This is a genomic window from Caballeronia sp. (genome assembly GCF_028292365.1).
Classification (GTDB): Bacteria; Pseudomonadota; Gammaproteobacteria; order Burkholderiales; family Burkholderiaceae; genus Caballeronia.
The window spans coordinates 1-14,472 of the sequence record NZ_JAQGMM010000557.1; the positions used below are offsets into that span (position 1 = coordinate 1).

Here is a 14,472-nt window from a genome sequence, read left to right on the forward strand (position 1 = left end):
GGAAGTGTGCGGCACGGAATCGACGGCTACGTTTGATCGCGGTGACTTCGGCGTGGACTACGGCAAGGCATACGGCTTCAAGATGAAGACGACGCTGCATATTCAGGCCGAAGGCGTGAAGCAGTAAGCCGGAATCTTTCCCGCTGGTTCGTTCCTGCTGAATAAGAAAACCGCTTCTGACCGAAGCGGTTTTTTTTCGCCCCCGGGTATTGCGAGCATTACGATCCGGATTTCGGTGTGGCACAGTCGGCAGCGTTTGCGCTTTGGCCGACAGCCCGTCATACCGACAAGACATGGAGAAATGCATGAGCAGTACGCCCGTAGCAGTACCGATCATCCGCCCGGCCGCGTGGCGCGCGGTGGTGGCAGCGTCCATAGGCAACGCGCTCGAATGGTTCGACCTCGTGGTCTATGGGTTCTTCGCGGTCGTTATCTCGAAATTGTTCTTCCCGTCGGGCAACGACTCGGTGTCCATCCTGCTGACGCTCGGCACGTTCGGCGTATCGTTTTTCATGCGGCCGCTAGGGGCCATCGTGCTTGGCGCATATGCCGATCGGGCAGGGCGCAAGGCCGCGCTCACGCTGTCTATCTTGTTGATGATGATGGGCACGTTCATCATCGCCGTGTTGCCCACGTACTCGGCCATCGGGGTTGCCGCGCCGTTGATCCTGGTGCTCGCGCGCTTGATGCAGGGCTTTTCGGCCGGCGGAGAGTTTGGCAGCGCGACGGCGTTCCTCGCCGAACACGTTCCTGGCCGACGTGGTTTCTTCGCGAGCTGGCAGGTCGCAAGCCAAGGCTTGACCACACTCCTGGCAGCGATATTTGGCGTGGTGCTGACCGGCAACCTGTCGCCGGAACAGATGAGTTCATGGGGCTGGCGTGTGCCGTTTATTTTCGGCTTGCTGATCGGACCGGTGGCGTACTACATCCGCACTCGTCTCGATGAAACGCCGGAATTCCTTGCCGCGGTTACTACGACCACCCCTTTGCGCGACACCTTCGCGGCGAACAAGGAACGCTTGCTGATCGCCATTGGAACGGTGGTGCTGGGCACGGTGGCGACCTATCTCGTGCTCTTCATGCCGACGTATGCAATCCGGCAGTTGGGGCTTGCGCCATCGGTGGCGTTCACGGCCATCCTGCTCACGGGCGCAATCCAGATGGTGCTCTCACCATTCGTAGGTCATCTCTCCGATACCCACGGCCGCACGCGCATCATGCTGATCTCGGCGGTACTGTTGCTCGTATTGATCTATCCGCTGTTCACCTGGCTCGTTGGCCATCCGACCTTCGGCACGTTGCTGGTCGTTCAAGCGGTGCTCGGCGTGTTGATGACCGGGTATTTTGCGGCGTTGCCGGGGTTGTTATCGGAGATGTTTCCGGTTGCCACGCGCACAACCGGGATGTCGCTGGCTTATAACATCGCGGTCACGGTATTCGGCGGATTCGGGCCGTTCATCATCACGTGGCTGATTGCATCGACGGGATCGAAAGCCGCGCCCAGCTTCTATTTGATTTTCGCCGCAGTAATAAGCCTGGTCGCGTTGATGGCGGCGCGCAAACGGCTTGGATTCAACTGACAGTTTTGTGCGGGCTTATCCGCACGTAGCCGTCGCCCCATGGTTTTAAAAGTGCTGCTTTTGCTGCGCGAGCATGTAGGCGCGCAGAAGCTTGTTGATCCGCGTCTGGTACCCCTGGCCTTGTTCCTTGAACCAGGCCAGGACGTCAGCATCCAGGCGCATGGTTACCGCTTGCTTGGGCGGCGTGTGCAGTTCGGCGCGCTGGAAGAAGTCGTCGCTCAGTTCGGGCATCTCGCTTGTGTCGATGCTGGAATCCGGCATGGCTTCCAGGCGTTTCCAATCCGTTTTCGAGGCTTTGCTCATGGTGTGTGCTCCTACCTTTGTTGCCGCGAGGCGGCAGTAAAGCGGTTCAATGTACAAGCGCTTGTCCATAGCGCTTTATTTCGGGCCGGGTGGCTTTGCGCGCCGAGATGATCCGGACGGTGTCGCCGCTGCGCTCGACATAGACGACTACGGCAACGATCAACTGCATCCATCCGACTGCAATCCAGCGATCCTCGTCAAAGTCTTCCCTGCCGTCCGCGGCGGTCAACACCGTATGCTTGAAAATTTCGACTGCGTCGGTGAAGTCGATGCCGTGCTTGCGGATGTTGCTCCGATTCTTCACTTCGTCCCATTCGAATTGCATGCGACCACCTGTATTTACGATTGTACATACAATGTACGAGATTAGGGTTAATTTGCCGCGCGCGCTGAGCGAGCAGACGACCCCATCCACGAAATGTTGCAATTGAAGGCTCAAAAGCAAAAAAGGCCGATTCGCGAGAATCGGCCTTTCAACTTGCTGAACCCTGAATTCCAGCGTTCGAACGTCACATCCTGACGCCTGCTATCAAACCTCTGCGCCTGCATTCGGATCGGTGGGATCGTATTTCGGCTTCTTGTCCTTCACCAGATCTTCACGCTTCACACCCAGCCACATAGCCAGCGCGGCGGCGACGAACACCGACGAGTAGATACCGAACAAGATCCCGACCGTCAGCGCCAGCGCGAAGTAATGCAGCGTCGCTCCGCCGAACAGGAACATGGACAGCACCATCATTTCCGTACAACCGTGGGTGATGATGGTTCGCGACATCGTGCTGGTAATGGCGTGGTTGATCACCTCGACCACCGTCATCTTGCGTTGCTTGCGGAAGGTTTCACGAATCCGGTCGAAGATAACAACCGACTCGTTCACCGAATACCCGAGCACCGCGAGAATGGCGGCCAGCACGGAGAGCGAAAACTCCCACTGGAAGAACGCGAAGAAGCCAAGAATGATCACCACGTCGTGCAAGTTGGCGATCACGCCGGCCACCGCATATTTCCATTCGAAGCGGAAAGACAGGTAGATCACGATACCGATCACCACGCACGCCAGCGCGAGCAAGCCGTTGGTCACGAGCTCTTTACCGACCTGCGGACCCACGAACTCAACGCGCTGCAACTGCACCTGCGCGTCCTGGTTCTTCAACGCGGCCATCACCTGATCGCTCTGCTGCGCCGACGTCAAACCCTGCTTCAACGGCAGGCGAATCAGTACATCACGTGACGTGCCGAAGTTCTGCACCTGAGCATCGGGATAACCGAGCGCGCCCAACGTGCCACGTACCGGTTCAAGTGGTACGGCTTGCGGATATTGCACTTCCACCACCGTCCCGCCGGTGAACTCCACCGACAGATGCAGCCCACGATGCACGAGGAAAAACACAGCCGCGAGAAACGTGATGAGCGAGATTGCGTTGAAGATCAACGCGCGCTGCATCAGCGGTAAGTCGCGGCGAATACGAAAGAATTCCATGATTTATTCTCCGGGACTCAGTTGGACGAGCCGGGTTTTTTCGGTTCAATACCAGGACCCGAGCGACGACGCACAACCGGCTTGCCGGTGCGCACGGGAGGCGCGGCCTGCTTTTGCGAACGGGTCGGAACCGGTGCTTTGGGGCGTGCAGAAGGCAGCACGACTTGATCGACAGCGGTTTCGTCGCCACGCTCGTTTGCGAGATAAGCAGCGGTGGCCGCAGCCGTGTCGCTGCCTGCCGGACGCCAGACTTGACCAATAGCAAGCGACTGCAGTTTCTTCTTGCCGCCGTACCAGAGATTCACGAGACCGCGCGAGAAGAACACGGCCGAGAACATGGAAGTCAGGATGCCGATGACGTGCACAACCGCGAAGCCGCGCACGGGACCTGAGCCGAACGCCAGCAGTGCCATACCGGCGATAAGCGTGGTCACGTTCGAGTCAACAATCGTGGCCCATGCATGCGCGAAGCCATTCTGGATAGCAAGCTGCGGCGGCGCGCCGTGACGCAGTTCCTCGCGGATCCGTTCGTTGATCAGCACGTTCGCGTCGATTGCCATACCGAGGGCGAGTGCAATAGCTGCAATGCCCGGCAGCGTCAGCGTGGCTTGCAGCATCGAGAGAATGGCGACCAGCAGCAACAAATTCACCGAGAGCGACAACATGGAGATGAGGCCGAACAGCATGTAGTACGCGATCATGAAGACCGCGATCGCGGCGAAACCGTACTGCACGGAATCGAAGCCCTTCCTGATGTTGTCCGCGCCCAGGCTCGGACCAATCGTGCGTTCTTCGATGATGTCCATGGGCGCTGCGAGCGAGCCGGCGCGCAGCAGCAGGGCCAGGTCGGCGGCTGCTTGCGGTGACGGCTGGCCGGTGATCTGGAATCGGTCGCCGAGTTCGGACTGGATGGTCGCGACCGTCAGCACTTCGCCCTTGCCCTTTTCGAACAGGATCATGGCCATCGGCTTGCCGATGTTGTCGCGCGACACGCTGCTCACCGCACGGCCACCGGCCGCGTCCAGGCGAATGTTCACCGACGGACGTTGATGTTCATCGAAGCCCGCCGATGCGTCGATGATCCGGTCGCCCGTAAAGATCACCTGCTTTCTCACGAGCGTCGGGCCGGTATTGCCCTGCGTGAAGAGTTCGTCCCCGGGAGGAACCGGGTCGTTCGGACCGGGATGGGTGTTGGTCGGATCGGCGAGGCGGGCTTCAAGCGTCGCCGTGCGGCCGATGATGTCCTTTGCCTTCGCCGTGTCCTGCACACCCGGCAATTCGACCACGATGCGGTCGGAGCCTTGTTGCTGGATCACCGGCTCGGCCACGCCGAGTTCGTTCACGCGGTTATGCAGTGTGACGATGTTCTGCTTGAGCGCGCCGTCTTCCGCCGCCTTTTGCGCCGCCGGCGTGAACGTGCCGATTACCTGGTAACCATCACCGCCCGGATTCGTTGCCCATTGCAATTCGCTCAGGCCAGAGGAGAGCGTGGTGCGCGCGGCATCGGCTGCTGCCTTGTCGGCGAAATTCATCACGACTGACTGATTCACACGATTCACACCGCCATCGCGGATGTTTTTATCGCGTAACAGCGCGCGAGCGTCCGCGGCGTTCGAGTCGAGCTTCTTGTTCAGCGCGCCCGCCATGTCAACTTGCAACAGGAAGTGGACACCGCCGCGCAAATCGAGGCCGAGGTACATGGGCAGCGCGTGCAACGCACTCAGCCAGCGCGGAGAGGCTGCCTGCAGATTCAGCGCGACCACGTATTGCGGATCGTTCGGGTCGCTGTTGAGCGTTTTCTGCAACAGATCCTTCACGCGCAATTGCGTGTCGGTGTCTTTCAGGCGCACACGGATGTTGGCGTTCAACGACGAATTGTCGAACGTCACTTCATCCGGCGTCACCTTGTCGGCGGCCAGCGCGCTTTCGATGTTGGCAAGCGTTGCTGAATCCAGCTTGACCGTTGCCTTGCCGCTCGATACCTGCACCGCCGGCGCTTCGCCGAAAAAATTGGGCAGTGTATAGACGAGGCCGATGACTAGCGCCACCAGCATCACGGCATATTTCCAAAGTGGGTAGCGATTCATGGGGATGGCCGAACAAGAAAGTTGGCGAGGAGGGGTACGCGATGCGTCCGGCGATGGGCGGGCAACTGGCCGCGGGGGCCACGGGAGCCGCGCCACTGAGGCTGGGCCACGCAGGCCGGCTCACGCTGGCCGCGCCGGACGCGAGAAATTGGCCTTAGAGCGACTTGATCGTGCCTTTCGGGAGGATCGTCGTGACAGCAGCCTTCTGGATGGTAATTTCCGTACCTTCCGAGATTTCGACGCCAACGTACGCATCCGTCACCTTCGTGACCTTACCGACAATACCGCCGTTCGTTACTACTTCATCGCCTTTTGCCATGGCAGACAGCATATTGCGATGTTCCTTCTGACGCTTCATTTGCGGACGAATCATGATGAAATACAGCACTGCAAACATCAAAATGAGCGGCAAAAAACTCATGATGCTCGACTGGGCGCCATCTGCGCCGCCGCCGAATGCTTTTGAAATGAAATCCACGTCGGTCTCTCCGTTATAACGATCAGAAAATTAGCCCGCTATTCTATCACCGGGCTACGCAAGCCAAGCGCGGAATGCGCTTTGTGATCAAGCTGTTAAAGCGTTGCGTAAAGCAATTGTAATGTTTCTTCGGCGGACGGCCGGTTCAATGGTCGGACGTTAGCCATCCGGTCAGTCAATTCCACGCGCCCGATCCTCTCTAAACTGCTTCACGAATGCGTCAAACGCGTGATTTTCGATCGAATCGCGGATCTCCTGCATGAGCTGCAGGTAGTAGTGCAGGTTGTGAATTGTGTTGAGTTGCGAGCCGAGAATTTCGCCCACGCGGTGCAAGTGATGCAGGTAACCGCGCGTGAAGTTGCGACAGGTGTAGCAGCCGCAGGTTTCGTCGAGTGGCTTGAGCGAGTTCTTGTGCGCAGCGTTGCGGATCTTGACGTCGCCGAAACGCGTGAACAGCCAGCCGTTGCGTGCGTTACGGGTCGGCATCACGCAGTCGAACATGTCGACGCCCGACGCCACGCCCGCCACCAGGTCTTCCGGCGTGCCCACGCCCATCAGGTAATGTGGTTTGTCGGCGGGAAGCTTCGGGCCGATGTGTTCCAGCACGCGCATCATGTCTTCCTTCGGTTCGCCGACGGACAAGCCGCCGATCGCGAAGCCGTGGAAACCAATGTCGGCAAGACCCGCCAGCGACTCGTCGCGCAAGTCCTCGAACATGCCGCCTTGCACGATGCCGAATAGCGCGTTCGGATTTTCACCCTTGGCGAATTCATCGACGGAACGCTTGGCCCAGCGCATCGACATGCGCATGGAATCGGCTGCGTCCTGATGCGGCGTGGGCACGTCGTTGGTGGCGTATGGCGTGCACTCATCGAACTGCATGACGATGTCCGAGTTCAGAACCTTCTGGATCTGCATCGAGATTTCCGGCGATAAAAACAGCTTGTCGCCATTGATGGGCGACGCGAACGTGACGCCATCCTCGGTGATCTTGCGCAGATCGCCGAGCGAAAAGACCTGAAAACCGCCGGAGTCGGTGAGGATCGGACGCTGCCAGTTCATGAATCGATGCAACCCGCCGTGCGCCGCGATGGTTTCCAGTCCCGGGCGCAGCCACAGGTGGAACGTGTTGCCGAGGATGATCTGCGCGTTCATTTCCTCGAGCTCGCGCGGTGCGACGGCCTTGACCGTTCCGTACGTGCCGACCGGCATGAAGATCGGTGTTTCGACTACGCCGTGGTTTAACGTGACGCGGCCGCGTCGAGCTTGGCCATCGGTGGTGATCAGCTCGAATTTGAGGCCGTTTTCCGGACGAGCCGGTGCGTCGATCGTATCGGCGGTGTTGCTTGATTCGGTCATTCAAAAGCTCCTGTGCCACCGGAAAACAGTCCGGCGCAAATGGGTAAGGTGGTCGTGGGCGCCACGGCTATGAGTGGCGCGTTCAATCGTTCTTGCGTTGGGGCCCTACTTGCAGATGGTGTTCTTCAAGCCCCCGTTTGCCGCGTAAGCAACATGGCGTCGCCGTAACTGAAAAATCGATACCGTTCCTCAATCGCATGCGCATACGCCGAGCGGATCGCGTCCATGCCGGCGAACGCCGAGACCAGCATCATCAGCGTCGATTTCGGCAAATGGAAGTTCGTCACGAGCCGGTCGACCACGCGGAACTGATACCCCGGCGTGATGAAAATATCCGTCTCGGCACTCGTTTCCGCGAGAGGCCGGCCCGCAACGGCCGCGTCACGGGCGGCGGCTTCGAGCGCGCGCAGCGAAGTCGTGCCGACTGCAATTACCCGATTTCCCCGCGCTTTCGTCGCCGTGATCTTGTCCGCCAGTTCCTGCGGCAACCGATACCACTCGCTATGCATCTTGTGTTCCGCGAGATTCTCCACGCGCACCGGCTGAAACGTGCCCGCGCCCACGTGCAGCGTCAGCGTTGCGCGCTCCACGCCGCGTGCGTCGAGCGCCGCGAAAAGCGCCGGGTCGAAGTGCAGGCCCGCCGTGGGCGCTGCGACCGCGCCGGGGTTCGCGGCGTAGACGGTCTGGTAGCGGGTTTCATCGAAGGAATTGGGATCGTGTTCTATGTAGGGCGGCAACGGCAAGCGGCCATATTGCTCGATCAGCGTCAGGCAATCGGCGGGGAAATGCAGCGTGTAGAACGGTTCCACGCGCTCACCGACCGTGACTTCGAAGGCATCGGCGAGAACGAGATTCGTGCCGGGCAACGGGCTTTTGCTGGCCCGGATCTGCGCCAGGGCAGTGGTTGCGCCCGTCAGGCGCTCGATCAGCACCTCGATACGGCCACCGCTGGCCTTTTGGCCGAGGAACCGTGCCTTCAGGACTTTGGTATCGTTGAACACCAGCAGGTCGCCGGGGTCGAGCAGGTTGGGCAACTCGGTGAAATGGCGATCGGTAAAGACGGCCGTCGCGGTGCGGTTATCCACGTGGAGCAAACGGCTCGCGCTGCGCTCGGCGAGCGCCGTTTGCGCGATCAGCTCGGGCGGCAGATTAAAATCGAAGTCAGAAAGCGTGAACATGGGGAAAGCAAGTCGATGCGCGATGAAACGCGCGTTAGTTTGGCCAGGCGCTGGGCAAGGCGGCGCGGGTGGGCGCGGGTTCGGTGGTTTATTTGGGTGTCGCGGACGGGCTCGTTGATTGACCGTTGCGACGGTTTCAAATAGCGGCCTTTCGCGTCCATCAAGCGGCTTGCAGACCGGGTTTCCGAAATGCACTAGCAAGCCAATGCGTGCCGGCCGATAGGCAAAACCCGTTGCCGCCGCATGTTCTGGCGCCGTAACGAACCCACGCGTGCCGCGCGGCGAGCGGATGATGCCTGCATCGCCGTGCCGAACGAAGCCGATATTGTACTTTGAAGAGATTAGATGCCCTTGTCCGACCGCCGTTTGCTCGTTGCTCCCGACGCAGAAGACGCTCCCGATGCAGCCGGTGAGCCCGGTGCGCGTGTTCAAAAACGTAAACGTACGCGCTCGGGCGGCGTGAAGACGCTCGCTAACCTGGAAATAGCCTCGGACAAGGTCCAGCCGTTGAAACCGGCTGCTGCCCCGCCCAAACCCGTCGATAAACTCGCCAAACTCGGTCTGAAATCCGATATCGATCTCGTGCTGCATCTGCCGATGCGTTACGAAGACGAAACCAGCATTACGCCGATCGCGCATCTGATTCCCGGCGACAACACGCAGGCCGAAGGCGTGGTGTTCGACAACGAGATCGCGTACCGGCCGCGTCGCCAATTGTTAGTCAAGATCCACGACGACGCGGGCGACGAACTCACGCTGCGCTTCCTCAATTTCTACGGTTCGCAAGTCAAGCAAATGGCGATCGGCGTGCGTTTGCGGGTGCGCGGCGATGTGCGCGGCGGTTTTTTCGGCATGGAAATGGTACATCCGGCGGTGCGACCGGTGGATGAAGACACGCCGCTGCCGCAAGCTTTGACGCCGGTGTATCCGAGCACGGCGGGCGTATCGCAGGCGTATTTGCGCAAGGCGATTGACAGCGCGTTGTCGCGGGTTCATCTGCCGGAGTTGCTGCCGGAGAAAATTGCCCGGGCGCATCTAAAGCCGCTGAACGTGCCCGCGTTGCTCGATGCCGTGAAAACGTTGCATCACCCGCACGCTGATTCCGATGAAAACGCGTTGATCGACGGCACGCATCCGGCGTGGACGCGCATCAAGTTCGAGGAATTGCTCGCGCAGCAGTTGTCGCTCAAGCGCGCGCACGAGGAGCGCCGCACGCGCGCCGCGCCGGTTATGCCGCGGTTACAGGATGTGCCCGAATCGCTGGTCGCGCGGTTCCTGGCTACGCTGCCGTTCAAGCTGACCGGCGCGCAGGAACGCGTGTGCGCGGAGATATCCGGCGAACTCATGTTGCCGCACCCGATGCAGCGTCTGTTGCAGGGCGATGTGGGTAGCGGCAAGACCATCGTGGCGGCGCTTGCTGCTGCGCAAGCTATTGATGCGGGTTATCAGGCCGCATTGATGGCACCGACTGAAATCCTTGCCGAGCAGCACGCGCGCAAGCTGCGTGCGTGGCTCGAGCCGCTTGGCGTGACCGTGGCTTGGCTCGCGGGCAGCCTGAAGGCGAAGGAAAAACGCGCGGCGCTGGAAGCGGCGGCATCGGGCGCGGCGCAGCTTGTGATTGGAACGCACGCGATCATTCAGGAAGCGGTCGAATTCGCGCGCCTTGGATTTGTGATCGTCGATGAACAGCACCGGTTCGGTGTTGCCCAGCGGCTGGCGTTGCGAGCCAAGGCGCATAACGCCGCCGATGGCGTGCACAACTTCCAGCCGCATCAACTGATGATGTCGGCCACGCCGATTCCGCGCACGCTCGCCATGACGTATTACGCGGATCTGGATGTATCGACTATCGATGAATTGCCGCCGGGCCGTACGCCCATCCTGACCAAACTAGTCGCCGATAACCGCCGGGAAGAGGTGATTGCCCGCGTGCGCGAGGCGGCGCTGACTGGGCGGCAAGTGTATTGGGTGTGTCCGCTGATTGAGGAAAGCGAGACTTTGCAATTGCAGACGGCGGTGGAGACCTACGAGACGCTTGTCGCCGCGCTGCCGGAGTTGCGCATTGGGCTTGTGCATGGGCGTTTGCCGCCGGCCGAGAAAGCCGCGGTCATGGATGCATTCACGCGCGCCGAGGTCCAGTTGCTGGTCGCGACGACGGTGATCGAAGTGGGCGTGGACGTGCCGAATGCATCGCTGATGGTGATCGAACATGCGGAGCGTTTTGGTCTGGCGCAGCTTCACCAATTGCGTGGCCGCGTGGGGCGGGGCACGGCGGCTTCCGTGTGCGTGCTGATGTATGCCGGGCCGTTGTCGCAGACGGCGCGTGCTCGTTTGCAGACGATGCGCGAGACCACCGATGGCTTCGAAATCGCCCGTCGCGACCTTGAGATTCGCGGTCCTGGGGAGTTCCTTGGCGCGCGCCAATCGGGTGCGGCGATGCTGCGTTTTGCGAGCCTGGAAAACGATGGATGGCTGATTGAACCGGCGCGAGCGGCCGCAGATCAGATGCTCGCGCAGTTCCCCGAAGCGGTCACGGACCATCTGGCGCGGTGGCTGGGCGCACGAGAGCAATATCTGAAAGCTTGAAGCGGGCGGGGTTCTCCCTTCGGATTCGAGCCGCCCCCGCAGGAGCAAGAACGAAACATTTCCCCTTCGGGCGCGAACGAAATCCCCTTCATGAACTCCAAAAGCCACCGTGGGTTGGCGAATCCCCCCGACGGGTGTATAAGTCAAATCCTATCGATTCAATGACTCTGATTGGCCCCTAATGACCTTAACCGAATTGAAGTACATCGTTGCGGTGGCGCGCGAGCGGCATTTTGGCCGTGCGGCCGAGGCGTGTTTCGTGAGTCAGCCGACCTTGTCGGTAGCAATTAAAAAGCTGGAAGATGAACTGAACGTGCAGATTTTCGAGCGCGGCACGAGTGAAGTCAGCGTTACCCCGATCGGCGAACAGATCGTCACCCAAGCGCAACGTGTGCTGGAACAAACCCTCGCCATCAAGGAAATCGCCAAGCAGGGCAAGGATCCGCTGGTCGGGCCGCTACGTTTGGGCGTGATCTACACCATCGGGCCGTACTTGTTGCCCACGCTCGTCAAGCAGATGATCAAGCGCGTCCCGCAGATGCCGCTGATGCTGCAGGAAAACTACACGCTTAAGCTGATCGAACTGCTGAAGCAGGGCGAAATCGATGTCGCCATCATGGCGCTGCCGTTCCCGGAAACGGGCCTGATGGTGCGCGGGCTATTCGATGAACCCTTTGTTGTTGCCATGCCGGCGGGCCATCCGTGGGAAAACCGCCCGAAGATCAATGCCGACGACCTGAAGCTGGAAACCATGCTGCTGCTGGGTAGCGGCCATTGTTTCCGCGATCACGTGCTCGGCGTGTGTCCCGAACTGATGCGCTTTTCGCAGAACGCGGACGGAATCCAGAAGACTTTTGAAGGGTCATCGCTGGAAACCATTCGTCATATGGTCGCGAGTGGCGTAGGCATTACTGTGCTGCCGCGGATGTCGGTGATGGAAGTGAAACCGCACGCGGGTGGAGTGGATGCCGGCTTGCTCAGCTATGTTCCTTTCGAGGATCCCGTTCCCGATCGTCGCGTCGTGCTGGCGTGGCGCAAGAGTTTCACGCGGATGCCGGCTATCGAAGCCATCTGCGACGCGATCGCCGCCTGCAATATCCCGGGTGTCACGCGGCTAGAGTTGCCCGCCGCCGTCAACTAATCCCGCCTTAGCTGGATTTAGCTTGTACCGCGTCCAGCATGGGCGCGGATTCCGGCACCATTTCTCCGCTTTTCCCAAACCGCGCATGTCTCACATTCGCTTGGCCTATCGCATAGATTAAATTAATTGAATTCGATAATCAGATAGTCTTTGCTATTCTCACCTCCATGGATCGAACCCGATTCACCAGAACAACACGGAGGAAGCCATGACGCTGATCGCCCGCCAGGCCACGCAACTCACTGCGACATTTCGCGAAGCAAAGGGAGTTGTGGTTGATGTGCTAGCGCGTTTCGCTCGCACTTGCTGAGCTTCCCCGGCATAACGTTTCGTCCCCAGACATTTTCACGGAGTATTCGATGACCAATCGCATCCTTACCACTGCAGCAGGCGCGCCAGTCGGCGATAACCAGAACTCGGTCACCGCCGGTCCGCGTGGTCCGATCGCGCTGCAGGATTTCTGGCTGCTCGAAAAGCTCGCGCATTTCGACCGCGAAGTGATTCCCGAGCGCCGTGTCCACGCCAAGGGGTCGGGCGCGTTCGGTACGCTCAAGATCACGCACGATATCTCCCGCTTCACGAAAGCCAGGGTGTTCGCGGAAGTGGGCAAGCAAACGCCGCTGTTCATGCGTTTCTCGACGGTCGCGGGCGAGCGTGGCGCGGCTGACGCCGAGCGCGATGTCCGTGGTTTCTCTATCAAGTTCTACACGGAAGAAGGTAACTGGGACGTGGTCGGCAACAACACGCCGGTGTTTTTCATCCGCGATCCGTTGAAGTTCCCTGACTTCATTCATACGCAAAAGCGCGATCCGTACACCAACATGCGCAGCAACGTGGCGGCGTGGGACTTTTGGTCGCGGCATCCGGAATCGTTGCATCAGGTCACCATCCTGATGAGCGATCGCGGCATTCCGAAGAGCTACAGGCAGATGCATGGTTTCGGTTCGCACACGTATTCGTTCATCAACGCGAACAACGAGCGCTTCTATGTGAAGTTCCACTTCAAGTCGCAGCAGCCGCTCCAGAATTTCACCGATGCCGAAGCGTCAGCAGTAGTTGGCAGCGATCGTGAAAGCGCGCAGCGTGATCTGGTGGATAACATCGATCGCGGCAATTTCCCGAAGTGGAATTTCCGCATCCAGGTAATGACGGAAGCCGAAGCGGCGACGTATCGCATGAATCCGTTCGATGTCACCAAGGTGTGGCCGCACCAGGATTTCCCGCTGATCGACGTGGGTACGATCGAGTTGAATCGTAACGCCGGTAACTATTTCGCCGATGTCGAGCAGGCGGCTTTCACGCCGGCGAACGTGGTGCCGGGGATTGGTTTCTCGCCGGATCGATTGTTGCAAGGGCGTTTGTTCTCGTATGGCGATGCACATCGGTATCGTCTTGGCATCAATCACCATCAGATTCCGGTGAATGCGCCGAAGGCTGCCGTGCAGAACTCGTTTCATCGTGATGGCGGCATGCGTGTCGATGGCAACAGCGGTGGCCGCGTGAACTACGAGCCGAACCGCTTTGGCGACTTCGCTCAGGACGCGAGCGTGAACGAGCCGGCGTTGGCGGCGGGCGCGGTGGAACGTTACGACCATCGTGAAGATGGCGACTACTACAGCCAGCCGGGCGCGCTGTTCCGCCTCTTCGACGACGCGCAAAAGCGGCGCTTCTTCGGCAACATCGCGCGGCACATTTTCGGCGTGCCGAACGAGATCGTTGCGGTGCAGATCGAGCACTTCCGCCGTGCCGATCCGGCTTACGCGGCGGGTGTTGTCGCGGCGCTCGCAGCGTTGGGCCAGAAGGTTGAAGCGGTGGACGCGGACGCTGAAGCCGCAATGAAGTAAGCGGAGCGGGACGCGTTTCGGAATACGCGTCCCCCTTCGATTTGACATGCAGGACTCAAGGAGAACGACGATGACACAAGCGATCATGACACTCGAACGGGCGGTAAGCAGCATTGAGGTAAAGAGCCTCAATGCGTCGCGCGGCGTACGGCTCGCGATCGGTTTTGGCATCGTCGCGGCGAGTTACGCGGTGGTGGTTATCGAAGGATTGCATGGCGCCGGCCTGGTCTGATTGTTGTCGCCGCGCGTCGTCCTGACGCACCCCGATAACCTCTGCAGCCCGCCTCCATGGCGGGTTGCTTTGCGTTATCTAAGATAAACTCACGAACGCTCGGCAGCCCCGGCAGCAGCATCGGCCGGGCGGCCCGCATTGTTCGTATCACTCTCACGGAGTCACTATGGCGAAGAAAATCGCATCACCGGCTGTGAACATCGG

General features: G+C 59.9%; 12 protein-coding genes and 1 pseudogene. 6 read left to right on the forward strand and 7 right to left on the reverse strand.

What is annotated here, in order from left to right; all coding sequences use genetic code 11:
- A pseudogene (locus JWR14_RS32770) lies at positions 1 to 127 on the forward strand (polyisoprenoid-binding protein); the annotation flags it as partial.
- 178 nt (positions 128 to 305) lie between these two features.
- Positions 306 to 1,580: an MFS transporter gene (locus tag JWR14_RS32775; RefSeq protein WP_299717749.1), complete on the forward strand. Its 1,275-nt coding sequence runs from the start codon at positions 306 to 308 to the stop codon at positions 1,578 to 1,580.
- Positions 1,581 to 1,625: 45 nt separating this feature from the next.
- Here JWR14_RS32775 and JWR14_RS32780 read toward each other — a convergent pair whose 3' ends face one another.
- The 7 genes from JWR14_RS32780 to queA form a co-directional block, all read right to left on the reverse strand.
- Positions 1,626 to 1,883: a BrnA antitoxin family protein gene (locus JWR14_RS32780; protein WP_299717751.1), complete on the reverse strand. Its 258-nt coding sequence runs from the start codon at positions 1,881 to 1,883 to the stop codon at positions 1,626 to 1,628.
- Between the two features lie 46 nt (positions 1,884 to 1,929).
- A complete protein-coding gene (locus tag JWR14_RS32785) occupies positions 1,930 to 2,208 on the reverse strand; it encodes a BrnT family toxin (RefSeq protein WP_299717753.1) in 279 nt (92 codons plus the stop codon).
- A gap of 204 nt (positions 2,209 to 2,412) precedes the next feature.
- On the reverse strand, positions 2,413 to 3,363 hold the full coding sequence (gene secF, locus JWR14_RS32790; protein ID WP_299717755.1) for a protein translocase subunit SecF: 951 nt from the start codon (positions 3,361 to 3,363) through the stop codon (positions 2,413 to 2,415).
- A 17-nt stretch (positions 3,364 to 3,380) separates the two neighbouring features.
- Entirely contained in the window at positions 3,381 to 5,450 is a 2,070-nt protein-coding gene (gene secD, locus JWR14_RS32795; protein ID WP_299717757.1) for a protein translocase subunit SecD, read from the reverse strand.
- Between the two features lie 154 nt (positions 5,451 to 5,604).
- Positions 5,605 to 5,871 carry a preprotein translocase subunit YajC gene (gene yajC, locus JWR14_RS32800; RefSeq protein WP_231937357.1) on the reverse strand — a complete coding sequence of 89 codons (267 nt, stop codon included), beginning with the start codon at positions 5,869 to 5,871 and terminating at the stop codon, positions 5,605 to 5,607.
- Between the two features lie 228 nt (positions 5,872 to 6,099).
- Positions 6,100 to 7,287, reverse strand: a complete 1,188-nt coding sequence (gene tgt / locus JWR14_RS32805; protein ID WP_299717759.1) for a tRNA guanosine(34) transglycosylase Tgt — start codon at positions 7,285 to 7,287, stop codon at positions 6,100 to 6,102.
- Positions 7,288 to 7,412: 125 nt separating this feature from the next.
- Positions 7,413 to 8,465 (reverse strand): tRNA preQ1(34) S-adenosylmethionine ribosyltransferase-isomerase QueA, encoded by a 1,053-nt coding sequence (gene queA / locus JWR14_RS32810; RefSeq protein ID WP_299717761.1) that lies wholly within the window; start codon positions 8,463 to 8,465, stop codon positions 7,413 to 7,415.
- Positions 8,466 to 8,810: 345 nt separating this feature from the next.
- Between queA and recG the strand changes: the two genes are divergently transcribed.
- The 4 genes from recG (at position 8,811) to JWR14_RS32830 (ending at position 14,268) form a co-directional block, all read left to right on the forward strand.
- Positions 8,811 to 11,051, forward strand: coding sequence for an ATP-dependent DNA helicase RecG (recG, locus tag JWR14_RS32815; protein ID WP_299717763.1), 2,241 nt, complete (start codon positions 8,811 to 8,813; stop codon positions 11,049 to 11,051).
- A 181-nt stretch (positions 11,052 to 11,232) separates the two neighbouring features.
- Positions 11,233 to 12,192, forward strand: a complete 960-nt coding sequence (locus tag JWR14_RS32820) for a hydrogen peroxide-inducible genes activator (RefSeq protein WP_299717765.1) — start codon at positions 11,233 to 11,235, stop codon at positions 12,190 to 12,192.
- Positions 12,193 to 12,551: 359 nt separating this feature from the next.
- Positions 12,552 to 14,036, forward strand: a complete 1,485-nt coding sequence (locus tag JWR14_RS32825; protein WP_299717767.1) for a catalase — start codon at positions 12,552 to 12,554, stop codon at positions 14,034 to 14,036.
- A 70-nt stretch (positions 14,037 to 14,106) separates the two neighbouring features.
- Positions 14,107 to 14,268 carry a hypothetical protein gene (locus JWR14_RS32830; RefSeq protein WP_299717769.1) on the forward strand — a complete coding sequence of 54 codons (162 nt, stop codon included), beginning with the start codon at positions 14,107 to 14,109 and terminating at the stop codon, positions 14,266 to 14,268.
- The last annotated feature ends 204 nt before the right edge of the window (positions 14,269 to 14,472 follow it).

What these genes read in the sequence shown, in the direction of transcription:
- recG (WP_299717763.1), top strand. Translation starts at nt 8,811, where the DNA reads ATGCCCTTGTCCGACCGCCGTTTGCTCGTTGCTCCCGACGCAGAAGAC.
- tgt (WP_299717759.1), bottom strand. Translation starts at nt 7,287, where the DNA reads ATGACCGAATCAAGCAACACCGCCGATACGATCGACGCACCGGCTCGT.
- JWR14_RS32775 (WP_299717749.1), top strand. Translation starts at nt 306, where the DNA reads ATGAGCAGTACGCCCGTAGCAGTACCGATCATCCGCCCGGCCGCGTGG.
- secD (WP_299717757.1), bottom strand. Translation starts at nt 5,450, where the DNA reads ATGAATCGCTACCCACTTTGGAAATATGCCGTGATGCTGGTGGCGCTA.
- JWR14_RS32780 (WP_299717751.1), bottom strand. Translation starts at nt 1,883, where the DNA reads ATGAGCAAAGCCTCGAAAACGGATTGGAAACGCCTGGAAGCCATGCCG.
- JWR14_RS32825 (WP_299717767.1), top strand. Translation starts at nt 12,552, where the DNA reads ATGACCAATCGCATCCTTACCACTGCAGCAGGCGCGCCAGTCGGCGAT.
- queA (WP_299717761.1), bottom strand. Translation starts at nt 8,465, where the DNA reads ATGTTCACGCTTTCTGACTTCGATTTTAATCTGCCGCCCGAGCTGATC.
- yajC (WP_231937357.1), bottom strand. Translation starts at nt 5,871, where the DNA reads ATGAGTTTTTTGCCGCTCATTTTGATGTTTGCAGTGCTGTATTTCATC.
- secF (WP_299717755.1), bottom strand. Translation starts at nt 3,363, where the DNA reads ATGGAATTCTTTCGTATTCGCCGCGACTTACCGCTGATGCAGCGCGCG.
- JWR14_RS32785 (WP_299717753.1), bottom strand. Translation starts at nt 2,208, where the DNA reads ATGCAATTCGAATGGGACGAAGTGAAGAATCGGAGCAACATCCGCAAG.
- JWR14_RS32830 (WP_299717769.1), top strand. Translation starts at nt 14,107, where the DNA reads ATGACACAAGCGATCATGACACTCGAACGGGCGGTAAGCAGCATTGAG.
- JWR14_RS32820 (WP_299717765.1), top strand. Translation starts at nt 11,233, where the DNA reads ATGACCTTAACCGAATTGAAGTACATCGTTGCGGTGGCGCGCGAGCGG.